General features: G+C 63.6%; 17 protein-coding genes. All 17 read left to right on the top strand.

Going from position 1 to position 15,878, the window contains the following annotated elements:
- The first annotated feature begins 22 nt into the window (after nt 1–22).
- On the top strand, nt 23–1,327 hold the full coding sequence (locus IT472_RS04910) for an acyltransferase (protein WP_297179228.1): 1,305 nt from the start codon (nt 23–25) through the stop codon (nt 1,325–1,327).
- Entirely contained in the window at nt 1,278–2,027 is a 750-nt protein-coding gene (locus IT472_RS04905) for an SGNH hydrolase domain-containing protein (RefSeq protein ID WP_343231809.1), read from the top strand. The genes IT472_RS04910 and IT472_RS04905 overlap by 50 nt, the downstream gene beginning before the upstream one ends.
- A 125-nt stretch (nt 2,028–2,152) precedes the next feature.
- The gene (locus IT472_RS04900; protein WP_297179222.1) at nt 2,153–3,463 is read left to right on the top strand and encodes a nucleotide sugar dehydrogenase; all 1,311 of its coding nucleotides are present in this window, start codon (nt 2,153–2,155) and stop codon (nt 3,461–3,463) included.
- A 2-nt stretch (nt 3,464–3,465) separates the two neighbouring features.
- Nucleotides 3,466–4,443: a UDP-glucuronic acid decarboxylase family protein gene (locus tag IT472_RS04895; protein ID WP_297179219.1), complete on the top strand. Its 978-nt coding sequence runs from the start codon at nt 3,466–3,468 to the stop codon at nt 4,441–4,443.
- Between the two features lie 276 nt (nt 4,444–4,719).
- Nucleotides 4,720–5,223: a transcriptional activator RfaH gene (locus IT472_RS04890; protein ID WP_297179216.1), complete on the top strand. Its 504-nt coding sequence runs from the start codon at nt 4,720–4,722 to the stop codon at nt 5,221–5,223.
- A gap of 346 nt (nt 5,224–5,569) precedes the next feature.
- A complete protein-coding gene (locus IT472_RS04885) occupies nt 5,570–5,929 on the top strand; it encodes a MarR family EPS-associated transcriptional regulator (RefSeq protein WP_297179214.1) in 360 nt (119 codons plus the stop codon).
- 43 nt (nt 5,930–5,972) lie between these two features.
- Nucleotides 5,973–6,962 (top strand): UDP-glucose 4-epimerase GalE, encoded by a 990-nt coding sequence (gene galE, locus IT472_RS04880; RefSeq protein WP_297179212.1) that lies wholly within the window; start codon nt 5,973–5,975, stop codon nt 6,960–6,962.
- Nucleotides 6,963–7,045: 83 nt separating this feature from the next.
- The gene (locus IT472_RS04875; RefSeq protein ID WP_297179209.1) at nt 7,046–7,903 is read left to right on the top strand and encodes an ABC transporter permease; all 858 of its coding nucleotides are present in this window, start codon (nt 7,046–7,048) and stop codon (nt 7,901–7,903) included.
- Entirely contained in the window at nt 7,903–9,186 is a 1,284-nt protein-coding gene (locus IT472_RS04870; protein WP_297179206.1) for an ABC transporter ATP-binding protein, read from the top strand. The genes IT472_RS04875 and IT472_RS04870 overlap by 1 nt, the downstream gene beginning before the upstream one ends.
- Entirely contained in the window at nt 9,183–9,485 is a 303-nt protein-coding gene (locus IT472_RS04865; protein WP_297179415.1) for a hypothetical protein, read from the top strand. Before IT472_RS04870 ends, IT472_RS04865 begins: the two co-directional genes overlap by 4 nt.
- Nucleotides 9,370–10,116, top strand: a complete 747-nt coding sequence (locus IT472_RS04860) for a class I SAM-dependent methyltransferase (RefSeq protein ID WP_297179202.1) — start codon at nt 9,370–9,372, stop codon at nt 10,114–10,116. Before IT472_RS04865 ends, IT472_RS04860 begins: the two co-directional genes overlap by 116 nt.
- A 13-nt stretch (nt 10,117–10,129) precedes the next feature.
- Nucleotides 10,130–11,278: a UDP-N-acetylglucosamine 2-epimerase (non-hydrolyzing) gene (wecB, locus tag IT472_RS04855; protein ID WP_297179199.1), complete on the top strand. Its 1,149-nt coding sequence runs from the start codon at nt 10,130–10,132 to the stop codon at nt 11,276–11,278.
- 38 nt (nt 11,279–11,316) lie between these two features.
- The gene (locus IT472_RS04850) at nt 11,317–12,273 is read left to right on the top strand and encodes an NAD(P)-dependent oxidoreductase (protein WP_297179197.1); all 957 of its coding nucleotides are present in this window, start codon (nt 11,317–11,319) and stop codon (nt 12,271–12,273) included.
- 174 nt (nt 12,274–12,447) lie between these two features.
- Nucleotides 12,448–12,636 carry a hypothetical protein gene (locus IT472_RS04845; RefSeq protein WP_297179193.1) on the top strand — a complete coding sequence of 63 codons (189 nt, stop codon included), beginning with the start codon at nt 12,448–12,450 and terminating at the stop codon, nt 12,634–12,636.
- Nucleotides 12,637–12,802: 166 nt separating this feature from the next.
- Nucleotides 12,803–13,693, top strand: a complete 891-nt coding sequence (locus tag IT472_RS04840; protein ID WP_297179191.1) for a class I SAM-dependent methyltransferase — start codon at nt 12,803–12,805, stop codon at nt 13,691–13,693.
- Between the two features lie 86 nt (nt 13,694–13,779).
- Nucleotides 13,780–14,973 (top strand): hypothetical protein, encoded by a 1,194-nt coding sequence (locus IT472_RS04835; RefSeq protein ID WP_297179189.1) that lies wholly within the window; start codon nt 13,780–13,782, stop codon nt 14,971–14,973.
- A partial coding sequence (locus tag IT472_RS04830) for a glycosyltransferase family 4 protein (protein WP_297179187.1) occupies nt 14,970–15,878 on the top strand: 909 nt, incomplete at its 3' end. The genes IT472_RS04835 and IT472_RS04830, both read left to right, overlap by 4 nt.

Genomic DNA, 15,878 nt, shown 5'->3' with positions numbered 1-15,878 from the left:
GCCTGACTGCCAATGAGATCGCATGGCTGAGCTTTCCTACCGCCGCCACATTGACGGTCTGCGCGCGGTGGCGGTGTTGGCGGTGGTGGCCTTCCATGCCGGGCTGCCGTGGCTGCCGGGCGGCTACGTCGGTGTGGACGTGTTCTTCGTGGTATCGGGCTTTCTGATCACGGGCCTGCTGCTGCGCGAGTTCGAGACCCGCGGCGATATCTCGCTGGCCGGCTTCTACGAACGCCGGGTGCGGCGCTTGGCGCCGGCGCTGTTGCTGGTGCTGGCGGTCACCTTGGCGCTGGGCACGGTGTTCCTGGTGCCGATCGGGGGCGAGCAGCAGGGCTTGGCCAAGTCGGCCATCGCTACCTTGCTGCTGGGCTCCAACGTCTGGTTCGCCCACGCCACCGGGGGCTATTTCGATGCGCCGGCGGCGGCCCAACCGCTGCTGCACACCTGGTCGCTGTCGGTCGAGGAACAGTTCTATCTGGTCTGGCCGGCCCTGCTGCTGCTGGCTTCACGTTGGGCCAAGCGGCGCGGAAGCGACCCGGATCGCGCAGCGGCACTCACGCTGGCCTTGGTCGGGCTGGCGTCACTGGTGCTCTCGGTCGTCACCACCCAAACCCATCCGGAATTTGCCTTCTTCGGCTCGCCGACGCGGGCCTGGGAATTCGCGATCGGCGGGCTGGCGTTTTTCCTGATTCGCCGCCGCAGCGCGCCGCTCCCGCTGGCGCAGCCGCTGGCGCTGCTGGGGTTGGCAGCGATTGCCTGGGCCTGCGTGACGTTCGTTGAAGGCGAAACGCCGTTCCCCGGCTGGCGCGCGGGGATCCCTGCGCTGGGCGCGGCGCTGGTGATCCTCGGCGGTGAACACAATGAGCGCGGCTGGTGCACGCGCTGGCTGACCCTGCGGCCGATGGTGTTCATCGGGCTGCTGTCGTATTCGCTGTACCTGTGGCACTGGCCGCTGCTGGTGGTGGCGCGGCTGGAGACGCTGGACGAAATCGGGCCATGGGCCGTTGCCGGGATTTGCGTTCTGGCCTTCGTGCTGGCGTGGTTGACCTATCGATATGTCGAAAATCCGCTGCGGCGCAAGCAGTACCCACTGATGGCCACGCGCAAGCGCGCCTTCGTCGTCGGTTTTGCGGGCTGTGCGTTGGTCATGGGTCTGGCCGGCGGCTTGGGCGCGTGGTCGCGGCTGGGCTGGCGCGGGGATGCGGGGCAGGCGGCGTTGCAGGTGGCGCTGTCGGAGATGCGCAAATCACGCACGGATTGCGCACAGGGACGCCCATATGGCGGCACGTTGCAGGCCAATGAAAGCTGCACCCCCCCCCCCGCGTGATGGCGCTCCTGCCCTCCTGCTGTGGGGGGATTCGCATACCGATGCATTGGCGGTGATGGTTGAAGCGATAACGCGGAATCGTGGGGCGGTCATGCGTATTCGTTACCTGCCGGAATGTCCCCCACTTCCCGGTTTTGCGATCACGCTGGCGGGTATCCAATTTCCACGCGGCAGCGGCCTGGATGGTGGCTGCGAAAAATTCAATGCCGACGTGCTGGCTGAAGCGCTGCGCCTGCGTCGCAGTGGGTTGACCGCCGTGGTGATGGAGGCGCATTGGCCGGCCTACGTGAAAACGCCGGAAGCGCTGCGCGCCGCCACGGTTGCATTGAACAAGGCGATCGTGCAACTGACACGGGCCGGTTTGCGGGTCGTCCTGATCGAACCGAAGCCCGACCAGCGCCATGAGGTGCCGGCCTGTCTGGCGCGTCGCCCCGAGGCGCAGTGCGGCCGTCCGCGTGCAGAGGTGGAGGCGGACCGGCGTGCCGCTCGGGACATGATCGCGCAGGCCGGCAAAGTGCCGGGCGTGCAACTGCTGGATCCGCTGCCGGCACTGTGCACCCGCGATTTCTGCCCCGGCGTGCTGGAGGGCGACGTCCTCTATTCGGACAGCCACCACCTCACCGTGGCCGGCGCCATGCGCTTGCGCCCCTTGCTTGCGCAAGCGTTGCAGACGGCTGTTCCTGTCCGTCACGCACCGTAGGCGCGCATCGAGGCCAAAGGCCGAGGGGCGCGAATTGCTCATGTCCCGTCCTGCCGGCGCACGCCGGCATCCATTGAGACTTTGCCGCAAAATAGACAGCTTCCGACTTCACGAAAGCCCCAGAGATGCCATCACTCGTCAACGCCCGCATCGCCATCGTCGGCCTCGGCTACGTCGGCCTGCCATTGGCGGTCGAATTCGGCAAGCAGTTCGATACCTTCGGCTACGATCTCGATGGCGGGCGCATCGAAGAGCTGCGCCGCGGGCACGACCGCACGCTGGAAGTGACGGCGGAGGAACTGGCGGCCTCAGGGCGCCTGCGCTACACCGCCAACCTCGATGACCTGCGCGATCGCAACGTCTACATCGTCACCGTGCCGACCCCGATCGATGCGGCCAAGCGTCCCGATCTCACTCCGCTGATCAAGGCCAGCGAAGCGCTGGGCCGCGTGCTGTCCGCCGGCGATACGGTGATCTTCGAATCCACCGTGTATCCCGGCTGCACCGAGGAAGTCTGTGTGCCGATCCTGGAGCGCGTGTCCGGCTTGCGTTACGAGGCGGCCGTCTGCTCGGATCCGAACGCAGGGCAGGGCAGCTTCGCCATCGGCTACTCCCCCGAGCGCATCAACCCCGGCGACAAGGCCCACCGGGTCACCACCATCAAGAAGGTCACCTCGGGCTCGACGCCGGTCACCGCCGATTTCGTCGACGCGCTCTATGCCAGCATTGTCATTGCCGGCACCCACAAGGCGCCGTCGATCAAGGTGGCCGAAGCCGCCAAGGTGATCGAGAACACCCAGCGCGACCTCAATATCGCTTTGGTCAATGACCTGTCGATCCTGTTCCACAAGCTCGGCATCGATACCCTCGATGTGCTCGAAGCCGCCGGCACCAAATGGAACTTCCTGCCGTTCCGGCCGGGGCTGGTGGGCGGCCACTGCATCGGCGTGGACCCGTATTACCTCACCCACAAGGCGCAGGAAGTCGGCCACCACCCGCAGGTCATCCTCGCCGGCCGTCGCACCAATGACAGCATGGGGCCGTTCGTTGCCGACCAGACCCTGAAACTGATGCTGCAAAAGGCCATCAACCCGATCGGCGCGCGCGTGCTGGTGCTGGGGCTTGCCTTCAAGGAAAACTGCCCGGATCTGCGCAACACCCGCGTGGTCGACATCATTGACACCCTGCGCGGCTACCACATGCAGGTGGATGTCCACGATCCCTGGGTGGACGCGGCCGAAGCGCGCCACGAATACGGGCTCGACGTGCTGGCGCAGCCGCAGCCGGGTCGCTACGATGCCGTGATCGTTGCCGCCGCCCATCGCCAGTTCATCGCGCTGGGAAGCAGCGGCATCCGCGCCTTCGGCAAGCCCGACTGCGTGATCTTCGACGTGAAATCCGCATTGCCACGCGACGCCGTGGACGGGAGGCTGTAAGGATGCGCAATTACGAAGCGCGCCAGCGCGTGCTGGTGACCGGTGGGGCAGGGTTCTTAGGCTCGCACCTGATCGATCGTCTGCTGGAACGCGGCGACGAAGTGATCTGCGTCGACAACCTGTTCACCGGCAGCAAACGCAACATCGAGCACCTGCACGGCCACCCGCGCTTCGAGTTCGTCCGCCACGACGTCACCTTCCCGCTCTACCTCGAAGCCGACGCGATCTTCAATCTCGCCTGTCCGGCCTCGCCGATTCACTACCAGCATGACCCAGTACAGACCACCAAGACCTCGGTGCATGGCGCGATCAACATGCTCGGCCTCGCCAAGCGCCTGCGCTGCCGGATCTTCCAGGCCTCGACCAGCGAGGTCTATGGCGATCCCAGCGTGCATCCGCAGACCGAAGACTACTGGGGCAACGTCAACCCGATCGGCATTCGCAGCTGCTACGACGAAGGCAAGCGCTGCGCCGAAACCCTGTTCTTCGATTACCACCGCCAGCACGGGCTGGACATCAAGGTCGCGCGCATCTTCAACACCTACGGCCCGCGGATGCATCCCAATGATGGCCGGGTGGTGTCGAACTTCATCGTCCAGGCCCTGCGCGGCGATCCGATCACCATCTACGGCGAAGGCCAGCAGACGCGCTCGTTCTGCTACGTCGATGACCTGGTCGAAGGCTTCCTGCGCCTGATGGACACACCGCCCGGCTTCACCGGCCCGGTCAATCTCGGCAACCCGGGTGAGTTCACCATTCGCCAGCTTGCCGAACAGGTGATCGCCTTGACCGGCTCGGCCTCGAAGCTGGAGTTCAAGCCACTGCCCGCCGACGATCCGATGCAGCGCAAGCCGGATATCACAATCGCGCAATCGAAGCTCGGCTGGCAGCCACAAGTGGCGTTGGAGGAGGGGCTGACCCGGACGATTGCCTATTTCGACGGGCTCTTGGCCGGGCGGAGTGCGACCACGACAGCGTAGGGTAACGCTGAACAAGTCCTGTCATCCCCTTGCAGGCAAACAGCTTGTCGTCCCCGCGCAAGCGGGGGTCCATGGACGTTGGATCTTGCTTGATCTTTGTGAATGTCGGACCGAACGGAAAGTGTCCTTGGATGCCCGCCTAGGACAGATATCCGTGTGTCAGAAGCGGTGCGGGGATGACGCTGGGGGCGATGAGTTCAGCTATCCTTGGGACTTGTGATCCGCATCACGCTCCGTTAGGATGCGTTCACGCATTGAACGCATAGGGAACACGGCGTGCAATCTTGGTTTGCGGTCCTGACCAAACCGAGGGCGGAAGCGGTTGCCTTCGACAATCTTCAGCGGCAAGGCTACACCTGTCTGTGGCCGCGCGTTCGACGCAGCCGGCGCGATGCAACCGGAATGCGTGAACGCATCGAATGCCTGTTTCCGAATTACCTGTTCCTGCGCGCCGATCCGGAAACGGAATCGCTGGCGCCGGTGCGCTCGACCCGCGGTTCCCTCGGCCTGGTGCGCTTCGGTGGCACGCCGGCAAGGGTGCCGGACGCGGTGATCGAACACATCCAGTCCCGGCTCGATCCCGGCGATGGCATGGTGCGGCTCGATGCGCCGGCTTGGGTGCCGGGGACGCCGGTGCGGATCAGTGAGGGGCCGTTGTCGGGCATCGCGGCGATCTTCCTGTCGACCGACGGCGTGGACCGGGTGCGAATGCTGGTGGAGCTTCTGGGCAGCGTGCGTGAAGTGGTGCTGCCGAGGCAGCAGGTGGCAGCCAGGATTTGACCCACCTTGGTGGGATTTTGTAGGAGCGTACCGAGGTCAAAGGCCAAGGTGCGCGAAATGCCAAGTACGTCGGCCCAGCGAAATGGCCGCTATCGCAGGGCGGTAGCGTGTCTGATTCTTGCGCCGGAAACGTCCATGGATGCCCGCCTTCGCGGGCATGACGGTGGAAAGTGTCCAGTATGCCCCGACGGTATCCTCGTTCCACACCCCGTCGTCCCCGCGCAGGCGGGGACCCACAACGTTCCGCAACTTCGAGAGTGCTAGGCGCGCCGTCGTCCCCGCGCAGGCGGGGACCCATGGACGTTGCTCTCATTGTCATGACAGCCGCCCCACCTGATCCAACCCCATGAACGACGAACTGCGCCTGCAACTGCTGCGCATCCTGGCCGAACGCCCGGAACTGAGCCAGCGCGAGTTGGCGCACGAACTCGGCCTGTCTCTGGGCAAGACCAATTACTGCCTGCGCGCCCTGATCGCGCGCGGTTGGGTCAAGGTCAACAACTTCCGCACCAGCGGCAACAAGCGCGCCTACGCCTATGTCCTCACCCCGAGTGGCATCCAGGCAAAATTCTCTGCGGCCTCGCGCTTCCTGCAGCAGCGCCAAAGCGAATACCTGCGCCTTGAGCGTGAGATCGAACAATTGCGCGGCGAGCTGGCGCAAGCGCAATCTGCCAACGCGGCCCCGATGCAGACCACACAATCATGAATAACGCCATGTCCACGCGTCTCGACCCGACGGATCCAGACGCATGAGCACCGTCCTCGTCACCGGCGGCGCCGGCTACATCGGCAGCCACGCCTGCAAGGCGCTGGCGATTGCCGGGTTCACGCCGGTTGCCTACGACAACCTCGAACACGGCCACGCCGAAGCGGTGCGCTGGGGGCCGCTGGAGCAGGGCGATCTGGCCGATCGCGCCCGCCTCGATGCCGTCATCGCGCAGCACAAGCCTGTCGCCGCCATGCACTTCGCCGCCTATGCCTATGTCGGCGAGTCGGTGACGAATCCCGGCAAGTACTACCGCAACAACGTCGGCGGCAGTTTGAATCTGCTGGAAGCCCTGCGCGACCACGGCATCGACGCCTGCGTGTTCTCCAGCACCTGCGCCACCTACGGCGTGCCCCAGCACCTGCCGTTGACCGAAGACCATCCGCAGAAACCCATCAATCCCTACGGGGCCAGCAAGCTGGTGGTCGAACGGATGCTGGCCGATTTCGACGCCGCCCACGGGCTGCGTTCGATGCGCCTGCGCTACTTCAATGCGGCCGGCGCGGACCCCGATGGCGAAACCGGCGAAGTCCACGATCCGGAAACCCACCTGATCCCGCTGGTCCTCGACGCCGCGGCCGGAACGCGCCCCGCCATCACGGTATTCGGCACCGACTACGCCACCCCGGATGGCACCTGCATCCGCGACTACATCCATGTCAGCGATCTGGCCGATGCGCACGTGCTGGCCCTGCGTGCGCTGCTCGAAGGTGCGGCGAGTGCCGCCTACAACCTCGGCAACGGCAAGGGTTTTTCGGTGCGCGAAGTGATCGACTGCGCGCAGCGCGTGACAGGGCGTGAGATCGCCGTCAGCGAAGGCGAACGCCGCCCCGGCGACCCGCCGGTGCTGGTGGGCGATGCCACCCGCATCCGCAACGAACTGCACTGGTTGCCGAAACTTGCCGACCTCGACGCCATCATCACCACCGCCTGGCGCTGGCACACGCGATTGGATGCAGGCATCAGGGGATAGCGAGCCCCCAACCGTCATGCCCGCGCAAGCGGAAATGCATGCACACCGATGCCGATACCGCCATTCCATCACCACAAATAACCATGACCCCACCCACCGCCCGCGACGAACAATTCGACCGCGCCCACCTGACTGAAATCAGCGCCTCCGGCAACTCGCTGCGCGCCGAGCTGCGCGAGCTGTGGGCCTACCGCGACCTGCTGGTGCTGCTGATCCAGCGCGATGTCAGCATCCGCTACAAGCAAAGCGCGGTCGGCATCGGCTGGGCGATCCTGCAACCCCTGCTGACCACGCTGATCTTCACCGTGGTGTTCGGCAACTTCGCCAAACTGCCGTCGGAAGGCTATCCCTACGCGCTCTACACCATGTGCGCGCTGGTGCCGTGGACGTTCTTCGCGCGCGCGCTCACCGGCGCCAGCGGCAGCATCGTCGGTTCCGCCAACATGGTGACCAAGGTCTACTTCCCGCGCCTGGTGCTGCCGATCAGCAAAACCGTCTCCGGCCTGGTCGATTTCGTCGTCGCCTTCGTCATGCTGATCGTGCTGCTGGCGATTTATCGAGTCACGCCCAGCCTCGGCCTGCTGATGCTGCCGGTGTTCATCCTGCTGGCGCTGGCCACCGCGCTCGGGATCGGCCTGTGGCTGACCGCGCTGAACGTCAAATACCGTGACATCGGCCTGTTGGTGCCGTTCCTCACCCAGATCTGGATGTACGTCTCGCCGATTGCCTACTCCAGCCAGATCGTGCCGCAGAAATACCTGTGGCTGTACAGCCTGAACCCGATCTACGGCGTGGTCGAAGGCTTCCGCTGGGCGCTGCTGGGCAAGGCCGCGCCGGACATGGGCCCGCTGGCACTCTCCTGCGGCGTGGTGGTGCTGATGCTGATGAGCGGCATCTGGTTCTTCCGGCGCACCGAGCGCGAGTTCGCGGACAATATCTGATGACCATCGCCGTCAAAGTCGAAAACCTCGGCAAGCGTTTCCTGCTGGGCGAAAGCATCGAGCACACCCTGTCCAGCCGGGTTGGCGACCTGCTGCGTGGGCGAGTGCGGCGTGCGGCCGGGCGCGAGGAATTCTGGGCGCTGCGCGACGTCAATTTCGAGGTCAAGGAAGGCGAGGCGCTGGGCATCATCGGCGGCAACGGCGCCGGCAAGTCCACCCTGCTGAAAGTGCTCTCGCGGATCACCCCGCCCACCGAAGGCCGCGCGCGGGTGAAAGGCCGTCTGTCCAGCCTGCTGGAAGTCGGCACCGGCTTCCATCCCGAACTGACCGGCCGTGAGAACGTGTTCCTGAACGGCGCGATCCTCGGCATGCGCAAGGCCGAGGTGCAGCGCAAGTTCGACGAAATCGTGGCGTTTTCCGGGGTCGAGAAATTCATCGATACCCCGGTCAAGCGCTATTCCTCCGGCATGTACGTGCGCCTGGCCTTCGCCGTGGCCGCCCACCTCGAACCGGACGTATTGATCATCGACGAAGTGCTGGCGGTGGGCGATGCCGATTTCCAGAAACGCTGCCTCGGCAAGATGAATGACGTCGCCAAGCAGGGCCGCACCGTGCTGTTCGTCAGCCACAACATGGCGGCGGTGCAGAAGCTGTGTTCGCGGGCGATCTGGATGCGAGAGGGGCAGGTGGCCAGCAGCGGCGAGCCGGGCGAGGTGATCGGTGCGTATCTCGAAGCGTCGGGCCAACACGCCAGCGGCGAGGCCGACCGTCCCGGCTATCTGTATTGGCGTGAATCGACCACGGAAAACGAAGACGCTGGCATCACCAGCCTGCAATTGCTGGGTGAGGATGGCCGGCCCCTGCAATCGGCCGCAACCTTCGAGCGCCTGCGTTTTCGCGTTGGCTTCGAAACCCGGCGGGCGTACCGGAGTTTTGCGGTCGAAATTCAAGTCAATACCAGCGATGGTGTGTCGCTGCTACTGACATCGTCATCGCCGGATCAGAGCCTGCCGTTTTCGGTCGAACCCGGGACACATTGGATCGATTGCGAATTCGAGCGGTTTCCGTTGGCCGCGGGCGAATACATGCTGGTATTAAGTTTGGCGATCCCCGGCATCGAATACGTCTGGCGCAACGAAGCCCTGTGTCGTCTGCGGGTTGAACCACGCGACGTGTTCGGCTCCGGATTGCCCCCCGATTCCCGGCGCTATCTGGTGGCAACCTCGAATCGTTGGGCGATGGTCAACGATCATGCCAAGGGTGCGGGTGTTGTCGTTGGATGAGTGATGCTCTGCACTGCCGCAGTTGTGGAAGCGCGGAACTGGATGACCTCGGGCCCTGCGCCCGTCCGGTCTCCGCGGCGGAAGCGGGTATCGACCCCGGGCATCTGCTGCGCTGCCGGCAGTGCGGGCTCGGCCAGCGTCATCCCATCCCCGATGCCGACGCCATCGCCGCCATGTACACCGATGCCTCACCGGAGGCGATGGCCTACGACTACGAACGAAGCCAATGCGGCGTGGGCGCTGGCCCGGCAGTGGTTGCGCGAGCGCTTCGGCAACCGGCAAGACGTGGCAGTGCTTGACATCGGCTGCCATACCGGACGCTTCCTTGGCGGACTGCCGGAAACGTGGCGTAGACACGGCATTGAAAGCGCGCGCGAACCGTGCCGGATTGCGCACGAGACACAGAATGTGACGATCATCGGCGCACGCCTCGAAGACACGGAGGCGGCGTGGGCAGGTCAGTTCGATGCGGTCACCCTGTTCGACGTGATCGAGCACCTGCCTGACCCGGGTGTCGGCATCGCGCAAGCCGCACGGCTGGTCAGGCCGGGTGGGGTGCTGTTGATCAGCTCCGGCGATCTCGACGCCTGGACCTGGCGGTGGCTGGGATCCGGCCACTGGTACCTGCAGACCCCACAGCATCTGTCGGTCATCTCGCGCCGATTCCTTGGCTACATGGCGGATAAGCTCGGGCTGGATTTGCGGGACAGTGCAATCATTCCGCACCGCCACGCCCGTGCTTCGGCGCGGCTCAACGAATCCGTCCGTGCCACCTACTGGGGCCTGCGCCAGCGCGGCGGCGCGTGGCGGCTGCCGCACCGACTGTTGCAAACCCTGCCCGGGTTTCAGCAGTTGCGACACATGCAGTCGGTGCCGTGGACGATGACGCTGGAGGATCACCTGTTGGCGGTGTTCGAGCGGCGGATGTGACGAGGCTGATGAAATGAGTATGGAAAATGCCACCACGAGGCGACATTGCGTGCTTTGCGTGGTCGGGGCGCGTCCCAATTTCATGAAGATCATGCCGCTGATGCGGGCGTTCGCCGCCCGTGCCCCGAATGTGATCGTCAAGCTGGTGCATACAGGCCAGCACTACGACGTCGAAATGAACGCAAGTTTCTTTGGCCAGCTAGGAATTCCTGCACCGGATGTGAGCCTTGAAGTCGGATCGGGTTCGCATGCGGTACAAACCGCCGAGATCATGAAGCGGTTCGAGCTGGTCGTGGATGACCATGCGCCGGATGCGGTGCTGGTGGTCGGGGATGTGAATTCGACCATCGCCTGCTCGCTGGTGGCCGCCAAGAAAGGCGTACGGGTCATCCACGTTGAAGCCGGGTTGCGCTCGCGCGACCGCAGCATGCCCGAGGAAATCAATCGCATCCTGACCGATCAACTTTCGGACAGGCTTTACATCACGGAAGACGAAGCCTTCGACAACCTGCTCGCGGAAGGCATCGCTTCGGAGCGAATCGTGCATGCAGGCAACGTGATGATCGATACCTTGCTGGCATGTCGAAATAATGCGGTCCCGGCCGTGGATACGCTGAGGCGGGTACTGGGCAACGCCGCCGAGGGCTGGGTTGAACACGGGTATGGCGTGCTGACGTTGCACCGTCCATCGAACGTCGATGAGCCGGAATCCCTGCGGCAGCTGCTGACGGCCATCGCTAGGATGAGCGAGCGGCTGCCCATCGTGTTCCCGATGCATCCGAGGACGCGCGCCCGCATCGATGAATTCGGCCTGGGTGGGATGTTCGAGCAATCGCGGGTTGCCGTGCTCGGCCCACAGGGCTACCTGGAAATGCTTGGACTGCTCGATGGTGCACGTCTGGTTCTGACGGACTCCGGAGGATTGCAGGAGGAATCCACGGCGATCGGCCTGCCATGCCTGACCTTGCGCGAGAATACGGAACGGCCCGTGACCATTCGGGAAGGCACCAATTCACTCGTTGGCACGGATGCGGCTGCGATCGAGGCTGCGTTCGGGGATGCCTTGTCACGCGGTCGCTGCGTCGAGCGTCGTCCGCGCAATTGGGATGGCCATGCCGCCGAACGGATCGTGGACGATCTCGTCGCGTGGCTGGAACGTTGATTCACGGTTCTAATTCTATTTCTGCTGGGGATACATACATGGGCAAGAAAATACTGGTGACGGGTGGCTTGGGTACGATCGGACGCGGCTTGATTGCCGAGCTGCGCGGCAAGGGTCATGACGTCTATTCCATCGACCTTCGGCACAGCGAGGACGAGATCGGGTTCTCCCTGCGCACCGACGTCGCCGATCCGCGCTATGCCCGTTGCGATATCGGTGAATACCGGCAGTTAGAGCGTGTCTTCAAGACCTGGGGGCCATTCGATTATGTCTACAACTGTGGCGCCGAATTCGGGCGCTGGAATGGCGAGGACTACTACGAGCAGCTTTGGAAATCCAATGCGATCGGCACCAAGAATCTGATCCGGCTGCAGGAAGAGCAGAATTTCCGGCTGATCCATTTTTCGTCCTCTGAAGTGTACGGGGACTGGCCGGAAATCATGGCGGAATCGGTCATGGATCAGTACGAAATCCGCCAGATGAACGATTACGCGATGACGAAGTGGGTCAACGAGATGCAGATTCACAACTCGCGGTTGCACTACGGCACCGAGTCGGTGATCGTGCGCATCTTCAACACCTACGGGCCGGGTGAGTACTACAGCCCGTACCGTTCGGTGAATGCCCGTTTCGTCTATTGCGCGTTGATGGGGTTGCCGTGGGTCGTGTTCCGCGGCTACTCGCGGACATCGACCTATCTGTCCGATTCGGTCCGGACGCTGGCGAACATCGCGGAACGGTTCGTGCCGGGCGAAACCTACAACATCGGCGGACAGCGGTTGCACACGATCGAGGAGCTTTCGGACATCGTGCTGGCTGCCACCGGGGCGAGTCCTTCCCTGGTCGAGTATCGGGATTCCGAAATCCTGACCACACGCGACAAGAAGGTGGATACGTCCAAGGCCCGCGACCATCTCGGGCACCAGGACAGCGTGAGTCTGGCGGAAGGCGTTGCCAAGACGGCGGCCTGGATGAAGGATGTATACCGAATCTGATTTGAGACCGATGCAGTTTCCCAAAACGCTGTTGCTTTCGAGGACGTTGCCGGGTAACGGGCATGTCGGCGAGAACGTGCGACGAGCGGGTCAGGATCGGTTTCGTTGCGTAGCGTCGGTGACTCGAGATACATCTATTGCCCTGACCCGTGACTGTCGGAATTGCCGATCTACATGATCCTAAACGAGCAGCTGGAAGTCAGAAGATTGGGGGCAATGAGGCGTGAAGAGATCGTCGTTGAACTGCTGGAGGGATTCCAAGCAGCGGTGACCCGCTGCACGCGGGAAATCGTCGACGCAGGCAGGAAAGCCGGAGGTGGTGCCGCTTGGACCCGCGAGCACCTGCAAATGCTCCAGATCTGAAGTTCCGACAGAGCATGTTGGTGACGTATCACTGCATGTTCAAAAACAATGAACAGGCGAAATCATGAGAAAGTTTCCACTGCTGCGCCGGCTTCTTCGGCCCCTTCGACAAGCGTTTGATCGTGCCATCAGCTCAAGGCGCTTTCTCGGATATTTGGCGTCCGCAATGGATCGAACCGAGCCCGGACGCGGTGACATTGCCGCGTTCGATGGCCATCAGTATGTTTTACTTCGGCGGCACTACTACCTGCCATTGCCCGATGCGAGGGATATCGCGAGTATCCGGGGAACTGAGCTGATCGGGTGCGAGTTTGATCCTGAGGCATGTTTCTCGTTCCATGACGAGCATGTGGCGAGATTCGACGCTGAGTTCCGCTCCTTGCCGCACAACAGTGCCGACTCATCCGTCAACTATCATCTCGTGAACGGTACGTTCATGGCGGTGGACGGCAACATGTACTACGGTCTGATTCGATCTTTTGCGCCGAAGCGCATCGTCGAGATCGGGTCGGGGAATTCGACGAGGCTTGCCTGCGATGCTATCAGAAGGAATCGGGCGGAAGGGCGCTCTACAAGCCATCTGACCTGCATTGAGCCGTTCCACACGTCGATTCTGGAACAACTCCCCGAGGTGTCCGAAATCAGGCGCGAGTATGTCCAGGATGTGGGCCTCGAGGTTTTCACCAGCCTCGAAGCGGGCGATATCCTGTTCATCGATTCGACCCATACCGTGCGGCCGGGTGGTGACGTGTGGTGGGAGATCTGCGAAATCCTCCCGCGCATCAAGCCTGGCGTCTTGGTGCACTTCCACGACATTTCCCTGCCTCTTCCGTATCCTGCGCGGACATTGGAAAACCATTGGTACTGGATGGAGCAGTACTTCCTGCAGGCATTCTTGAGTTTCAACAAAGAGTTTTCCGTTGTATGGGCGGGCAACTACCTGATGCAGGCCGCGCCCGCGCGGATGACGGCATTGTTCGGAGAGGAGTATGCGGCGATGCGCTCGGCATTTCCGGATTCAGAGCCGGCGAGTCTCTGGTTGCGGAGAGCAGCTTGACCGGTGGTTCGCAGGCAGTGATACACCCAATGCCTCATGCTCAGGCGTTTGGACAGGATGTGTCCGTTCGGGTAATACCGAAGTCCTTGCTCCTGTCTGGATCGGCGCCAGGGACAGGCCACGTCGGCGAGATCATCCTCGGCGATATCGTGCGACGCGCGGGTCTGGATCGATTCCATTGCGTTGCCGTTGCGTCGGCGAAGAGCTGCTGGTGCCCTGACCCGTCGCTGTCCGGGCTCGCCGTGCGCGGCTTCACCACCGACATGCTGCGCGCGAAGCGCTGGGGCGGCGGCAAGTGGGGCGCGGCGGGATCGGCCATCCACTACCGCACGGGGTTTCAGGCCGAGCTGTCGAAGCTGACCCAGGCAATCGTCGCCGAGGCCAAAGCCGCGCAGGTCGGACAGGTGTTCGCAGTACTCGACAACGCGATGATGTTCGCGTTGGCGCACCGCGTCGCTGATCGGCTGGGCGTCCCGTTGGTGAGTCTGGTCTGGGATCCGCCGGAGTATCTGCTGCGGCAGGCGGGTTTCGATCGCTGGAGCCGGGCCGGCTTGCTGCAGGAATTCCAGCGCAGCCTGAAGGCATCCCGGTACGTCGCCGTGGTCTCCGAGACCATGCAGGACGCTTATGCCCGATACACCGATGCCCCCATCGGCATCCTGCGTCACGGGCTGCCGATGCCGGACGAGACCGCCGCGTCGGACTCCTGCGTGGACTTGCCGCAGGACGAATGGCTGATCGGGTTTGCCGGCACCTTGTATGCCCCGGACGCGTGGAAGGCGCTGCTGAAGGCGCTGGATCAGGCCGATTGGCAGGTGGCAGGACGACCGGTGCGGCTGCGCGTCATGACATCCAGCATTATCCTGGCGAACCGGAAGCCTGCTCGCATCGACTATCTGGGCTTCCGTTCAACCGAGGAGGTGCAGGCCCTGCTCGCAGGCTGTCATGCCTCCTACATGCCGCAGCCGTTCGTGGCGCATCTGCGCGACTTGTGCCGGTATTCCTTCCCGACCAAACTGAGCAATTACCTGGTGCTCGGGCGGCCGGTCTTCCTGCACGCGCCGCCGGAGGGGGCGCTGTCGGCGTTCTTCCGCAGCCATCCGTTCGGCGCAAGCGCAACCAGTCTGGAACCGGAGGGCATTCTTCAGGCACTGGAGGCCTTGCTGGGGAACGCCGAGGCGTACACAGCAGCCTGTGCCAGCGCCAGTCGCGTTGCTAGGGAGCAGTTCTCCACGCCCGTGTTCCATGCCGCCGTGGATGCACTGCTGGCCACCGCATGACGCGACTGCTGTTCTTCATGAACACCTCGTCACCGTTCGGTGGCGTTGAAACGTGGCTGGATCGGGCGCATGCGCATTTTCAGTCCCATGGGTTCGAGCCCGTGGTGGGTTTGGTGCAAGGGCTGCGGTACAACGACCCCGACCGCTATCGGCGTGCCCATCCAGACCTGAATGCGGTCGACGTCGATGGCCGCGGGCTGGACCGGGAAGGCCGGGTGCGCGCGCTTGTGCGCTGCATCGGGTGGGTGAAGCCGGATGTCGTCGTGCCGATGGGCATCGTCGATGCAAACGAAGCCGTGGTTCGTTGCAAACAAAAAGGCCAGAACCTGCGTCTGGTCGCACACGCTCAAGGCAACCTGGCCCCGATGCTTGCCGATCTGCGGCTCTATCGGGATGCGTTCGATCGTGTCATTTGCCCAGGCAAGCTCACCCGCAAGGTCTTGGTGCAGTGGGCGGGTTTCCCGTCTGATCGCGTGCTGCATATCCCCAACGGCGCCGATCCGGCGTTTTCGCCGCGCCAGCCGCGTCGGTCCGATGGCGTGATTCGCCTGGGCTTTGTCGGCCGTCTCAGCCAGAACGACAAGCGGGTACTCGATCTGATTCCCCTGTGTCGTGCGCTGTCCGAGCGCGGTGTTCCGTTCGAGTTGGACGTGGTGGGGGACGGTCCGGCCCGCAAGGAACTTGCGGACGGTTTGGCCGCGTGGACGGATCGCGTGCGTCTGCGTGGGGCGCTGCCGCCGCAAGCGATCTATCAGGACATCCTGCCGGCGCTGGACACACTGGTGCTGACCTCGGCATCGGAGGCGTTCGGGATCGTGCTGGTGGAGGCGATGATGCACGGCGTGGTGCCGGTGTCGTCGCGCTACCACGGGTTTTTCAGCGAGGCGCTGGTGCAGGAGGGCAGG

It is taken from the genome of Thermomonas sp. (genome assembly GCF_020850895.1).
In the GTDB taxonomy this organism is placed as follows: domain Bacteria; phylum Pseudomonadota; class Gammaproteobacteria; order Xanthomonadales; family Xanthomonadaceae; genus Thermomonas.
The sequence above is the reverse complement of the archived record's forward strand: the minus strand, read 5'-3'. Positions and strand labels throughout refer to the sequence as shown.